Raw genomic sequence first — 12,357 nt, forward strand, 5'->3', positions numbered from 1 at the left:
GATACCGAAACGGTAAATGATCACCACCCATCCCCTCAAATGGACTGGCGACCTTCCACTGCTCGATTAACTGTTGCCTCATCGACATATTCCAGATCGCTCCCCAAAGGTATGCCGTGAGCCAGTCGGCTCACGTTAATACCAAGGGGACGGATCAGGCCGGCCAAGTAATGCGCCGTTGCCTCGCCTTCAACGCTGAAGTTGGTTGCCAGCAATACTTCCCGGACTGAACCATCAGCAAGGCGAGTCATAAGTTCAGCAATTTTGAGCTGCTCGGGACCGATCCCGTCAAGAGGCGATAAAGCCCCATGCAGCACATGGTAATGACCGCGAAAAGAGCGGCTACGCTCAACAGCGATAAGATCTTGAGGATCTTGCACTACGCAGAGCAATGTTTCATCCCGGGCAGGGTCCGTGCAAACGGGGCAGGGATCCTCCTCGGTGTAATGGAAACAGATTGAACAAAAACGGGTCCGCGCCTTCATCTCCCGAATCGCTTCAGCCAAAGCTTCAGCCTCCGCATCCGGTTGCCGCAATACGAAAAGGGCCAATCGAGTCGCCGTTTTTTTTCCAACCCCCGGAAACTTGGCCAGTTCGGCAACCAGGCGATTAAACGAAGGGTTGATTTTCCAATCTATCATAACTTTTTAGCCCGTTTCAAGATTTTTCAAATAACGTTCTATTATATTTTTTGGATAAAAAAATTTTCTTAACAGCGCCCCCACTCTGCGCTCGCAGGGACAAGGAGCTCAACCTCGATTACAAACCGGGTGAACCAGCGCCCAAGCAGCTAAAGCCCCTCAAACACCGGTCCGCACACCCCGGCAACAGCTATCATCAATCACATAAGACCGGGAATATTCATACCGCCGGTAATCTTGGACATCTCTTCCTGAGCCATGGCCTGACTCTTTTTGATTGCCTCGTTAACAGCGGCCAGCACCAGATCCTGGAGCATTTCGACATCTTCCGGATCGACCACGCTCGGCTCAACCTTGAGATTCACCAACTGCTGAGCGCCGTTGACCGTGGCTGTCACCATACCGCCACCCGCCGAAGCCTCTACCTCACGGGACTGCAGCTCTTCCTGCATACGGGCCATCTTCTGCTGCATCTGCTGGGCCTGCTTCATGATATTTCCAAGACCTTTGGCCATTGTATTCATCCTCCTCGTTACGTTTTACTCAAAACCCTGCGAACCGTCCCTGGCTACAGAAAAGGTTACTCCTGCGGGTTCTCCTTGTCTATCGGCTTAATCTCTATAATTTCTCCACCCAGAATTTCCTGAGCCGCCTGAACGACCGGATGATCCCGAGCCTCTTTCTCCAACTTCTCTCTACGACCCGTTTCCTGCGAACGTCGCTCTTCCGCCAGCGAAGGAGGAACTCGGCCGCCATGACCGTCGTCTACCGCCACAATACGAACATTCAGAGACTGCTGAAAAAAACCTTCAGCCAGCTTCTGAAAGACCGTCGCTGTTTCGCTATCTTTCATCTGTTCCAGATGAAAAGAACCCGATACAAAGCCAACTTCCAGATCAGGAAGAGCAAAACACACAGGCCGCCCATGCTCCAGAATACTGCCGATGCGCGGCCGCTGTTTGCGAATATGCGCTACCAGCTCCGGCCAACCGCCCTGAGCCGCAGCGGAGGACGCTCGCGGCGGCCCGCTCACTGCAGCCGGCTCGACTGCCGTGGGCTCAGCCACAGGCATGACCTTGGCCGGCGGCAGCTCTTCCCCATGAAACGACTGCGGGCTCGCTGCGGACGCCGGGACAGCGACCGGGGCGACAACGGGACCATTACCGGCCAGCCGCCGCTCCAGATCTTCAACCTTACGCAACAAGGCACCGATATCCTTGCCCGGCGGCAGATGGGTCAGTCGCACCAAAGTCATTTCAAGGGCCAAACGCGGAAAGGTGGAGCCAGCCAGCTCAGCCTCGGTCTTGACCAACAGAGTCAGAACCCTCTGCAGATCTTCAACAGACCCCTGATCGGCCAATTGCTGCAATTGAGCCAGCTCATCAACCGTGGTATCCAGCAAATCTCCCGGCTCTTCTACGACCTTGATCAGAACAAGCGCCCGAAAACACTCGACCAACTCCTGACAGAACTGGCGAAATGAATGGCCCAGATCATCAACCCGGCGCACGCTGTCAAGCACCCGACGGCTATCGTGTTCAACGACTCCCTCCACCGTATCGAGCAGCAACCGGCGATCGACCATGCCCAGCAGGCCCTGAATCTCTTCGTCAGCTACCTGGTTGCCGCAAAAGGCAAGAACCTGATCGAGGGTCGACAGCGAATCACGCATACTGCCCTCACCCCGCCGGGCAACCAGCGCCAAAGAACGGTCAGAAATCTCGATTTTTTCAGAGTCTGCAATTTCCCGCAATCGAGTCGTCACTGCCGGCAATGAAATCTTGCGAAAGTCGAAACGCTGACAACGGGACAAAATAGTAATGGGGATTTTATGCGGCTCGGTAGTGGCAAAAATGAACTTGGCGTGATCCGGCGGCTCTTCCAGAGTCTTCAACAGAGCGTTGAAGGCGTTGATGGAAAGCATATGCACTTCATCGATAATGAAAAGCTTAAAGCGGGAATGAGCAGGCAGATAACGGATATTTTCCCGTAACTCTCGGATATCATCCACACCGGTATTCGAGGCGCCGTCGATTTCGAAAACGTCCTGACCCTGGCCTGCGGTGATCTCCACACAAGAGGGGCACTTCTGGCAGGGTTGCGGCGAGAGGCCTTGTTCACAGTTGAGCGCCTTGGCAAAAATCCTTGCCGCCGAAGTTTTACCGACACCACGCGCACCGGTGAACAGAAAGGCGTGATGAACACGCCCGGAATTGATCGCATTGACGAGAGTCCGGCTGACATGCTCCTGACCAACCAGATCCTCAAAACTCTGGGGCCGGTACTTTCGAGCCAGAACCAGATAAGACATTGGGCTCAAAGACCTCCACATCCGAGGGATTTAGCAGCTACAAAAAAGATTGCCGATACAAGTGACAGCCAGGCACCCCCGCGGCACACGGCTGAGGCCGTTACCGCTGCTCCCTCCCGGGCCTGACGGAGTTTACGGCCGTCCGTTGCGCGGGACCCGGCTGTCACTTCTATCGGCAATGGCCAGCGGCCCTTGACTTATAAAACTGGCGGAGAGGGAGGGATTCTCCCACTCTGTCGCCGACTTCACGTCGGCTCCGGCGTAGGCTCCCCTGCACTCGCTGACGCGGGCATCCCTGCCCGCTCTTCTGACATTAGGTCAGCGCTCGTTCCGCTTCGAATCCCTTAAGGACCCGTTGTTGTTTTAAACTGGCGGAGAGGGAGGGATTCGAACCCTCGGTACCTTGCGGTACACACGATTTCCAATCGTGCACCTTCGGCCTCTCGGTCACCTCTCCGCAGGTTGGGCAGAATACAACAAAGGTTTATTGCTGTAAAGCATTTTTGACAGCTTTTTTTAGCCGCGGACAAACTTCGGCATTACAGCCGTAAAAGGACTTTAAAAACACGATTCAACAGGCTCCCGAAACAATACTCGGCAGAAAGACCCTAAACGTTGTCCCGGCGCCAACCTGACTTTCAACCGACATAAAGCCTCCGGTTTGCGCAACAATGCCGTAGGCCGTTGCCAACCCCAGACCGGTACCCTTGCCCTTTTGCTTGGTGGTAAAGAAAGGCTCGAAAATATGCGGCAGCACGTCCTCCGTGATCCCCTGACCTTCGTCGACCAACTCCAGCACCACATACTGACCCGGCTTTGCATCGAGAAATGCCTGAGCTTGCGCGCCATCGAGAAGCAGGTTAGCCGTAGAAATAGTCAACTGCCCCCCCGCCGGCATGGCGTCCCGGGCGTTAACTACCAGATTCAGAATCACCTGTTCCAACCGACCCGCATCCGCCATAATCGGGGCAATGGCCGATCCGGGCGAAACAATCAGTTCAATCTCGGCACCGAGTAATTGCTGCAACATGTCCTTAAGGCTGGCAACAAGCGCATTAACATCCAGCTCGACAGGTTGCAGCCGCTGCCGCCGACTGAGAGCCAACAGCTGATCGGTCAATGCGGCGGCTCGCTCACCCGCCAGATTGATCTGCTCGGCGCAACGGACCTGTTGCGGGTCGACCAGCATGCCCTTCAAGGCATCGCTATAACCGATAATGGCTGTCAAAAAGTTATTAAAATCGTGTGCAAGACCGGCGGCAAGCCGCCCCACAGCTTCCATTTTCTGGGAATGAAGCAACTGATCCGCCAAACCCCGTCGTTCCGTATCGTCAAGGAGGTAGCCGCGGACCTCGATCAGTTCACCCCGGTCATCGAAAATACCCACGGCATTCAGTATCAGATGCAACACTCGTCCATCCGGCGCTTGAGCCTCCAAAGCAACACGGTCTATCTTGCGTTCCTGCCGCAATCGCTCCAACAAGAACTCTCGCCCCCCGGGATCGGTGTGGATATTCCGCATATCCAGACCCAAGGCCTCTTCGACCGAGCCGAAGCCGAATATCCGGGCAAAGGACGGATTACAGGCCAACAACCGACCATCGACCCTTGCAATAAAATCACCGGTCAGATCGTCTTCGAAAAACTGTCGATAGCGCTCCTCGCTCTCTTGCAGGCGGGCCATAGCCTCCTTGCGCTCAGTTATATCAAGGATGGCCCCGACCAACCCTCCCAGGCTTCCGTCAGGCTGATTGAAGGTCGCCTTATGAAATATCACCTCTTTAATGTCGCCATCGGTGAGTTCTAAGGTACTTTCGTAACACTGAACCCCCCCTGACGGAACAGTTCCTGGTCTTTTGCATAATATATGTCGGCCATTTCTTTCGGTGCCAGGTCGTATACCGACTTGCCGACTATCTCCTCCCTGGTACAACCGAGATATTGCTCAAATGTTTTATTACATCCCAAATATCGGCCGGCAGCATCTTTCGAAAACATGGGAACCGGGATGACATCTGCAAGTGTTTTTAAATAGGTATACTGCTGAGATAAACGCATCTGCATCTTCTTGCGCTCGGCAATATTGCAGATCTGCTCCGCCACCAGAAACACTTCGCCCCGCCGGTCGAAAATGGGGAAACAGCGAACCTCGACATGACCGATACGGGGGTTGAATTTTTCCCGCACCAGGGTCTTTCCACTTCGAAAAACCTCCAATACATGACAATCATTACAGGGCCGACCCTGATCAGGATAAAACAGGTTGTAGCAGTGCGCCCCCAAGCGCCGAAGGTGCTCCGGCACATACTCATAACCACCGCGCCAATTGCACATTTCAATTCGTAGATCCCGATTGATCACGGCAAGAAAATCCGGAATCTGCTCAAAAATCTTTGTCAACAACGAGGCGTTCTTCATCACAATCTCCTGCCAGAACTCCGAAGGGCAGACAAGCCCCCCATACACACAAACAGGCTAGCAGTATTTATCAAAACAATCGCTTACTAGTAATAACCGACCCACCCATCCAAAGCAACAGAATGCTTGGAACCCATCCACTCTCAAACAAGCAACCTCTTTTGCGCTTGTAAAATTAAATGCAAAGAAACTAATTGACACAAAGTACCATCTGGAATATATTCCCACACATGGCCGAAAACAATCCAAGCATCAATAACGAAAAAGTTCAGCAGATGGAGGCTATCTGCCGTGACCGGGGACTCAGCCTGACCCACCAGCGGCGGGCACTGCTCCATGCACTGAGTCAACGCACAGATCACCCTACGGCTGACCAGCTCTTTGATGATCTCAAAGAAAATATTCATGGATTGTCTAGAACGACAATCTATCGAATCCTGGAAACCTTTGTCCGGGTCGGCCTGGTGGTCAAGATAAGCAGCCCGCAAGCCAAAGCACGCTTCGACGCCGACACCAGTCGCCACCACCATGTAAGCTGCGTTCAGTGTGGTGCAGTGGCCGACTTGCCCGTTTCTGGTTTCAATCTGCCGAGTTTCCCTGAAAACCACCCTTCGGGTTTTCGGCTTTACGATTACTCCATCACTTTTAGCGGACTTTGTCCCCGCTGCCAACACAGCAGCAAACAATCATCCCAATAAGTCAACATCGACACAGCCGATTTTTACAGGTGGGCAGACTTTATTGCCCGAATGAACTTGTTTGACCAACCATCCATTCAACTTAGGAGGAACGACCATGGCAGAATTAAAAGGGAGCAAAACCGAGCAGAATCTTTTGGAAGCCTTTGCCGGCGAATCTCAGGCACGCAACAAGTACACCTACTTCGCGGCTGTCGCCAAAAAAGAAGGTTATCAGCAGATCGCCGCCCTGTTCGAAGAAACAGCCAACCAGGAAAAAGCCCATGCCAAGCTGCACCTGAAAGCCCTGGAAGGCATCGGCGACACCATTGCAAATCTTAAAGAAGCGGCTGCCGGCGAACACGAGGAATGGACCGAAATGTACCCTCGCATGGCCAAAGAAGCCCGCGAAGAAGGCTTTGTTCAGTTGGCCATCATGTTCGAGGGCATTGGCGCCATTGAGAAAGCCCACCAGGAACGCTACCAGAAACTGCTCGAAGCCGTCGAGGCCGGCACCGTATTCGCCAAACCGGAACCGACTTCCTGGGAATGCCGCAACTGTGGTCACCACCTGATCGACACGGGCAAGGCAGCTGAGCTTTGCGCAGTGTGCAAACATCCCCAGGCCTTCTTTGAGATCACCAAAACTAATTTCTAATCGCTGTTTTATGCGATCAACTCCAGCAGGGCGGACCGACGCAGTCGGCTCGCCCTGCTGCAAAACAAGCGTTGGAAAACATTGAATAATCGTTTATGATAGCAACGGTTAACGAAGATCGAATCTCACCATTAAAAAGGAGAACCCCATGGACAAGTATGTTTGCCTAGTTTGTGGCTATGTTTACGATCCTGAAGTAGGTGACCCCGACAACGACATTGCGCCCGGGACCGCCTTCGCCGACATCCCCGAGGACTGGGTTTGTCCCATTTGCAGCGCCCCCAAAGACCAATTCGATAAAGAATAACTCAGATTCAGTTCGGCCCCTGCGGATCCTTAACGGAACGCAGGGGCCGAATCCGTTTTGATACATTCGTAAAAACTCGCAGGCTGGCTAAGCAAAAATTTCGTCCTACAAGGCTTGGTATTTTTTCAGGGGTGAAGGCATACATCTAGTATGTCGAGGTCCTGAAAAAATGCCGCATCGCAGTAGGGCGGACTTTTTGCGACGCCATCCGTTTCGCGGCTCTGGAAAGGACTCGCAATGAAAGCGCTACAAATCGCCGAAGGCATTTATGACGTCGGTGCCACCGATTGGAATGTCCGTGATTTTCATGGTTACTCTACGGACAAGGGCTCTACCTACAATGCCTTTTTGATTATCGACGAAAAAATTACCCTGATCGACACGGTGAAAGAAGAATTCACCGAGCAGATGATGGAGAAAATCGCTTCGGTGATCGATCCGAAAAAGATTGACTATATCATCAGCAACCACACCGAAATGGACCACTCCGGGGCCCTGCCCCGCGTCGTACATAGAATCGGCAAAGACACACCGGTTTACTGCTCGAAGATGGGCCTGAAAAACCTCTCCGCCCATTTCGGAAACAAGATCAACTTTCGCGCGGTTGCCGACGGTGAAGAGTTGTCTCTTGGCAAACGCACCCTGCAGTTTTTCGAAACCCGCATGATTCATTGGCCGGACAGCATGTTCAGCTATCTCAAAGAGGACAAGATCCTCTTTTCCAGCGACGCATTCGGCCAGCACTATGCTGGCCCAGAGCACTTCGATGACCAGATCGGCGAGGCGATCATGCCCCACGCCAAGAAATATTTCGCCAACATCCTTTGGCTTTTTGCGCCGATGATCAAAGGATTACTGACCAAGTTGAACGGGCTCAACCTGCCCATCGAAATGATCTGCCCCGACCACGGTATTCTCTGGCGCGACAATCCGGCGAAAATCGTAGAAACCTATGCCGAATGGTGCGAACTGCAACCGCAACAGAACAAAGCCCTGGTGATCTACGACAGCATGTGGCACAGCACCGAGGCAATGGCCGATGAAATTGTTGCCGGACTGACCGCCGAAGGCATGGTGGCGAAACCGATGAATCTGCGCCATTGTCATCGCAGCGATGTGGTCACCGAAGCCTTCGATGCCAAAGCTATCGTGGTCGGCTCTCCGACACTTAACAACGGGCTATTTCCGACCGTGGCCGACTTTTTAACCTACCTCAAGGGGCTCAAGCCCAAGAACAAGCAGGCAGCCGCCTTTGGCTCCTACGGCTGGAGCGGCGAAGCCCCCAAGCTGGTGGCCGAACAATTGGCCGGCATGGACCTGGAAATGGTTGAAGACCCGCTGCGAGTACAATACGTTCCAGACCAGGAAGGATGCGAGAGCTGCTATGAATTCGGCCGCCGCATCGCCCAGGCAATGAAGTAAATACTTGTCTCGGAGGCTGTCGGGTTTTCCATGTAACGACAAGAAGGCCGCTCCTGTTTGGGTGCGGCCTTCTTGCTTATGCAACCGACCTAAGCGACCCCTTGACTCCAACGGGCCCTGTTGATACTTTTAAAGAGCGTTGGTGCTGTTCGAATGTAGCGGCGCGACAATCAAAAATCCATGCAACGCCCTAGGGGAGTTTCTAACTGAGAGCCCGGCCACAGCGGGCAACCCTTTGAACCTGATCCGGGTCATTCCGGCGGAGGGAAGCGGCGCGAACTCCGGGGTTTTCTTCGGTCAAGGTCGCCATGCGCGACCTTTTCTTATTATTATGCAAATAGTACTCAACGAACAACCACTGGAAATTACGCCCGACACACGCTTGCACCAATTGCGGGACCGGGTTCAACCCAACGCGGATGTGCTGATCCGAAACGGTCATGCCGAGTCGGGTGATCCGCTATTAGCCGAAGGCGATATTCTGGTCTTTATTGAGCGCGGCCGTATCCCAACCGCTAAAGAACTCGAAGCGCAACTCGTAGCTCGCCATAGTCCCGGAGTCCATAAGCGTCTAAAACAAGCCACGGTCGGCATCGCCGGTCTCGGCGGACTCGGTTCGCCGATAGCGGTGGCACTGGCCCGCAGCGGTATCGGCCGCTTGATTCTGGTGGACTTCGATGTCGTCGAACCGTCCAATCTCAACCGCCAGCAATATTTTGTCGACCAGCTTGGACAGCCCAAGGCCCATGCCCTCAAAGACACCCTGGCCCGTATCAATCCTTACGTGACGGTGGAGGCCCACGTCCTGCGTCTGACCCCAGAAAACGTTTCAGAGTTGTTCAGCGAGGTCGATGTACAGGTCGAGGCCTTCGATGCCGCCGAGCAGAAAGCCATGCTGGTCGAAACCTTTCTCAGCCAATGTCCCGGTAAGCCACTGGTGGCCGGCTCCGGGATGGCAGGGTTTGGCCCGTCCAACAACATTGTTACCCGGCGCGCAGCTGGCAATCTCTATCTGGTTGGTGACGGCGAAACTGCCGCGGCCCCCGGTACCGGCCTGATGGCACCGCGGGTCGGTGTCGCCGCCCATCATCAGGCCAACGCTGTGTTGCGTCTGTTGCTGGGTGAAGAACCGTAATAGAGGAACAATTATGATCACCCTGACCGTAAACGGCCGCCCACAATCGTGTTCTGCCGCAAATATCCACGAACTGCTGCAGGAGCTGCAACTTGCCTGCAGCCAGGTGGCGGTTGAACTCAATCGAAACATCGTACCCCGCGACAACTTTGAACAAACTCCCCTGCGCGATGGCGATGAACTGGAGATCGTCCGTTTCGTCGGCGGCGGCTGAGCATTTTAGAGAAATTATCGAGGAAATTATGGACAAATTGACAATCGCCGGCCGCAGCTTCGCCTCCCGTCTGATGGTCGGGACCGGAAAATTCGCCTCAAATGAACTGATGGCCGCGGCTCTGAACGCCTCCGGCAGCGATATCGTCACCGTCGCCCTGCGTCGCGTCGATATCGACAAGCCCGATGACGATCTGCTGGCCCACATCGACCGCGACAGGTTTCTGCTGCTGCCCAACACCAGCGGCGCCCGAGACGCCGAAGAAGCGGTGCGTCTGGCGCGCCTGGCCCGGGCCGCCGGCTGCGAACCCTGGGTCAAGCTTGAAGTGACCCCCGATCCCTATTACCTGCTGCCCGACCCCATCGAAACCCTTAAGGCGGCGGAGATCCTGGTCAAAGACGGCTTTACCGTGCTGCCCTATATCAACGCCGACCCGGTGCTGGCCAAGCACCTGCAGGAAGTCGGCACCGCGACGGTCATGCCTCTGGGCGCCCCCATCGGCACCAACAAGGGGGTCCGTACCCGGGACAGCATCGCCATTATCATCGAGCAGGCCATCGTGCCGGTGGTGGTCGACGCCGGTCTTGGCGCGCCCTCCCATGCCGCCGAGGCTATGGAGATGGGCGCCGACGCCGTACTGGTCAACACCGCCCTGGCCGTCACCCCCGATCCGGCCCGCATGGCGGCCGCATTCGCTAAAGGAGTTGAGGCCGGACGCGAGGCCTACCTGGCCGGTCTCGGTGCTATCAAAGATCAGGCCGAAGCCTCCAGCCCCTTAACCGGCTTTTTGCGAGATTGATCGTGACCTTTCTAAACGAATTCAATCAATGGACTCCAGAGCGGGTGCAACAGCTGATCGATGCTGCCGGTCCCGCCCAGGTCGAACAGGCCCTGGCCAACGAGCATCTGCGCCTGATGGACCTGGCGGCGCTGCTATCACCAGCCGCCGAAGGCTATCTCGAACAATTGGCCCAAAGAGCCCATCGCCTCACCCAGCAGCGCTTTGGCAAGACCATTCAGCTCTATGCGCCCCTGTACCTGTCTAACCTCTGCTGCAACAGTTGCCTGTACTGCGGTTTTAACGCCGACAACCAGATGGAGCGCCGCACCTTAAGTCTCGACGAAGTGGAAGCCGAAGCCCGCATTCTGCACGAAAGGGGCTTTCGCCACATCCAACTGCTGACCGGCGAAGCGCCCGGCGCGGTCGAAAACGCCTATCTGGCTGCCGCGGTGCAGAAGATACGGCCGTTTTTTTCTTCCATCTCCATTGAAGTCTATCCCATGGACGAATGCGGTTATGCGCAGATGGTCGCCGCCGGTGTCGACAACCTGACCGTCTACCAGGAGACTTATGAGCGCAGCCTCTACGACGAGCTGCACCCCTACGGACCCAAACGGGACTTCGACTGGCGGTTGAACGCCGCCGAAAGGGGAGGATCTGCCGGATTGCGTTCCATCGGCATCGGTGCCCTGCTCGGCCTGAGCGACTGGCGTAAAGAGGGATTTTATGTCGGCCTGCACGCCCGCTACCTGGCCAAGCACTTCTGGCGCAGCCGGATCAATATCTCCTTTCCGCGCCTGCGACCTGCCGACGGCGGGTTCAAACCGCTGGCACCGGTTTCCGATGCGGCACTGGTGCAGCTGATCTGCGTCATGCGCTTGCTGATGCCCGACTCGGCGCTGGTGCTGTCGACCCGGGAGAGTGCCAGCCTGCGTGATCACCTGCTGCCGTTGGGCATCACCCAGATCAGCGCCGGTTCGTCCACCTCGCCAGGGGGCTACGGACAGCAGGCTGAATCGAGTCAACAATTCGCCATCGACGACGACCGAGACGCTGAAGAGATCTGCTCCATGCTGCGGGCCCAGGGATACGATCCGGTATTCAAGGACTGGGATCGGGCGTTTCTCGACAACTCCAATCGCTGACATGCACCGACCGAACCCCATCGACTTCAGTCTCTACCTGATCAGCAGCATGCAGGCCCTGCCGCAAGGCCGGGACCTGCTGCAGGCTATCGAGCAGGCCCTGCAGGGCGGAGTGGATGCGGTACAGTTGCGGGACAAGAATCTACCGACCAGCGAACGCCTGGCTCTAGCAAAGGAGTTACGCACCCTGACCCGCCGTTACCGGGCACGTCTGCTGATCAACGGTTCCGTCGATATCGCTCTGGCCGCCGAAGCCGACGGTGTCCATCTCGGTACCGCCTCACTACCGATTGCCGAAGCACGCAGCCTCCTTGGCCCAAAAAGGTTAATCGGTTACTCCGCCCATGGCCTGGAAGAACTGTCCCTGGTCGCCGAGCAAGGAGCCGACTTCGCAACTTTCAGCCCGGTTTTCTTCACCCCTTCCAAAGCGGCCTACGGCTCCCCTCAAGGACTGGAGCAACTGACCAGGGCCTGCAACACCAGCCCCATGCCGGTCTTTGCTTTGGGAGGCATCAACCTGAGCCGCATCCCAGACGTTCGTCAGGCGGGGGTTCAAGGGATTGCCGTTATCTCTGCAATTCTAGCCAGCAGCGAGCCTCTGCGGGCCGCCCGGACCCTGAAAACCGCTCTTACAGAGAATTAACACCC

14 protein-coding genes, 1 tRNA gene, 1 other RNA gene and 1 riboswitch are annotated in these 12,357 nt (G+C 55.6%); of the genes, 9 read left to right on the top strand and 7 right to left on the bottom strand.

The window, feature by feature from the left end; all coding sequences use genetic code 11:
* Window positions 1–35: 35 nt before the first annotated feature.
* The 7 genes from recR to A7E78_RS08695 form a co-directional block, all read right to left on the bottom strand.
* Window positions 36–641, bottom strand: a complete 606-nt coding sequence (recR, locus tag A7E78_RS08665; protein ID WP_072283844.1) for a recombination mediator RecR — start codon at window positions 639–641, stop codon at window positions 36–38.
* 200 nt (window positions 642–841) lie between these two features.
* Entirely contained in the window at window positions 842–1,156 is a 315-nt protein-coding gene (locus A7E78_RS08670) for a YbaB/EbfC family nucleoid-associated protein (protein WP_072283845.1), read from the bottom strand.
* 65 nt (window positions 1,157–1,221) lie between these two features.
* A complete protein-coding gene (dnaX, locus tag A7E78_RS08675; RefSeq protein WP_072283846.1) occupies window positions 1,222–2,952 on the bottom strand; it encodes a DNA polymerase III subunit gamma/tau in 1,731 nt (576 codons plus the stop codon).
* A gap of 63 nt (window positions 2,953–3,015) precedes the next feature.
* An RNA gene (gene ffs, locus A7E78_RS08680) (signal recognition particle sRNA small type) lies at window positions 3,016–3,114 on the bottom strand.
* Between the two features lie 207 nt (window positions 3,115–3,321).
* Window positions 3,322–3,409: transfer RNA gene (locus tag A7E78_RS08685), tRNA-Ser, on the bottom strand.
* Between the two features lie 114 nt (window positions 3,410–3,523).
* The gene (locus tag A7E78_RS08690; protein ID WP_072283847.1) at window positions 3,524–4,729 is read right to left on the bottom strand and encodes a two-component system sensor histidine kinase NtrB; all 1,206 of its coding nucleotides are present in this window, start codon (window positions 4,727–4,729) and stop codon (window positions 3,524–3,526) included.
* A gap of 26 nt (window positions 4,730–4,755) precedes the next feature.
* On the bottom strand, window positions 4,756–5,370 hold the full coding sequence (locus tag A7E78_RS08695; protein ID WP_072283848.1) for a PAS domain-containing protein: 615 nt from the start codon (window positions 5,368–5,370) through the stop codon (window positions 4,756–4,758).
* A 230-nt stretch (window positions 5,371–5,600) separates the two neighbouring features.
* Here A7E78_RS08695 and A7E78_RS08700 point away from each other — a divergent pair, with 230 nt between their 5' ends.
* From A7E78_RS08700 to thiE, 9 genes are all read left to right on the top strand, one after another.
* On the top strand, window positions 5,601–6,068 hold the full coding sequence (locus tag A7E78_RS08700) for a Fur family transcriptional regulator (protein ID WP_072283849.1): 468 nt from the start codon (window positions 5,601–5,603) through the stop codon (window positions 6,066–6,068).
* 97 nt (window positions 6,069–6,165) lie between these two features.
* A complete protein-coding gene (gene rbr, locus A7E78_RS08705; RefSeq protein ID WP_072283850.1) occupies window positions 6,166–6,705 on the top strand; it encodes a rubrerythrin in 540 nt (179 codons plus the stop codon).
* Window positions 6,706–6,853: 148 nt separating this feature from the next.
* Window positions 6,854–7,012 (top strand): rubredoxin, encoded by a 159-nt coding sequence (gene rd / locus A7E78_RS08710; protein ID WP_072283851.1) that lies wholly within the window; start codon window positions 6,854–6,856, stop codon window positions 7,010–7,012.
* Window positions 7,013–7,249: 237 nt separating this feature from the next.
* Window positions 7,250–8,434, top strand: a complete 1,185-nt coding sequence (locus A7E78_RS08715; protein WP_072283852.1) for an FprA family A-type flavoprotein — start codon at window positions 7,250–7,252, stop codon at window positions 8,432–8,434.
* A 182-nt stretch (window positions 8,435–8,616) separates the two neighbouring features.
* Window positions 8,617–8,719: riboswitch (TPP riboswitch) on the top strand.
* 46 nt (window positions 8,720–8,765) lie between these two features.
* Window positions 8,766–9,569, top strand: a complete 804-nt coding sequence (thiF, locus tag A7E78_RS08720) for a sulfur carrier protein ThiS adenylyltransferase ThiF (protein WP_072283853.1) — start codon at window positions 8,766–8,768, stop codon at window positions 9,567–9,569.
* Between the two features lie 13 nt (window positions 9,570–9,582).
* The gene (thiS, locus tag A7E78_RS08725; RefSeq protein ID WP_201257996.1) at window positions 9,583–9,783 is read left to right on the top strand and encodes a sulfur carrier protein ThiS; all 201 of its coding nucleotides are present in this window, start codon (window positions 9,583–9,585) and stop codon (window positions 9,781–9,783) included.
* A 28-nt stretch (window positions 9,784–9,811) separates the two neighbouring features.
* Entirely contained in the window at window positions 9,812–10,582 is a 771-nt protein-coding gene (locus tag A7E78_RS08730) for a thiazole synthase (protein WP_072283854.1), read from the top strand.
* Window positions 10,583–10,584: 2 nt separating this feature from the next.
* Entirely contained in the window at window positions 10,585–11,709 is a 1,125-nt protein-coding gene (thiH, locus tag A7E78_RS08735; protein ID WP_072283855.1) for a 2-iminoacetate synthase ThiH, read from the top strand.
* Window position 11,710: 1 nt separating this feature from the next.
* Window positions 11,711–12,352: a thiamine phosphate synthase gene (thiE, locus tag A7E78_RS08740; protein ID WP_072283856.1), complete on the top strand. Its 642-nt coding sequence runs from the start codon at window positions 11,711–11,713 to the stop codon at window positions 12,350–12,352.
* Window positions 12,353–12,357: the final 5 nt, after the last annotated feature.

Origin of the sequence: Syntrophotalea acetylenivorans (assembly GCF_001887775.1) — a bacterium.
Taxonomy (GTDB): domain Bacteria; phylum Desulfobacterota; class Desulfuromonadia; order Desulfuromonadales; family Syntrophotaleaceae; genus Syntrophotalea_A; species Syntrophotalea_A acetylenivorans.

Coding starts and splice junctions, on each gene's coding strand:
- thiS (WP_201257996.1), top strand. CDS start 9,583: ATGATCACCCTGACCGTAAACGGCCGCCCACAATCGTGTTCTGCCGCA.
- rd (WP_072283851.1), top strand. CDS start 6,854: ATGGACAAGTATGTTTGCCTAGTTTGTGGCTATGTTTACGATCCTGAA.
- thiE (WP_072283856.1), top strand. CDS start 11,711: ATGCACCGACCGAACCCCATCGACTTCAGTCTCTACCTGATCAGCAGC.
- A7E78_RS08695 (WP_072283848.1), bottom strand. CDS start 5,370: ATGAAGAACGCCTCGTTGTTGACAAAGATTTTTGAGCAGATTCCGGAT.
- thiF (WP_072283853.1), top strand. CDS start 8,766: ATGCAAATAGTACTCAACGAACAACCACTGGAAATTACGCCCGACACA.
- A7E78_RS08730 (WP_072283854.1), top strand. CDS start 9,812: ATGGACAAATTGACAATCGCCGGCCGCAGCTTCGCCTCCCGTCTGATG.
- A7E78_RS08670 (WP_072283845.1), bottom strand. CDS start 1,156: ATGGCCAAAGGTCTTGGAAATATCATGAAGCAGGCCCAGCAGATGCAG.
- rbr (WP_072283850.1), top strand. CDS start 6,166: ATGGCAGAATTAAAAGGGAGCAAAACCGAGCAGAATCTTTTGGAAGCC.
- A7E78_RS08700 (WP_072283849.1), top strand. CDS start 5,601: ATGGCCGAAAACAATCCAAGCATCAATAACGAAAAAGTTCAGCAGATG.
- A7E78_RS08715 (WP_072283852.1), top strand. CDS start 7,250: ATGAAAGCGCTACAAATCGCCGAAGGCATTTATGACGTCGGTGCCACC.
- dnaX (WP_072283846.1), bottom strand. CDS start 2,952: ATGTCTTATCTGGTTCTGGCTCGAAAGTACCGGCCCCAGAGTTTTGAG.
- recR (WP_072283844.1), bottom strand. CDS start 641: ATGATAGATTGGAAAATCAACCCTTCGTTTAATCGCCTGGTTGCCGAA.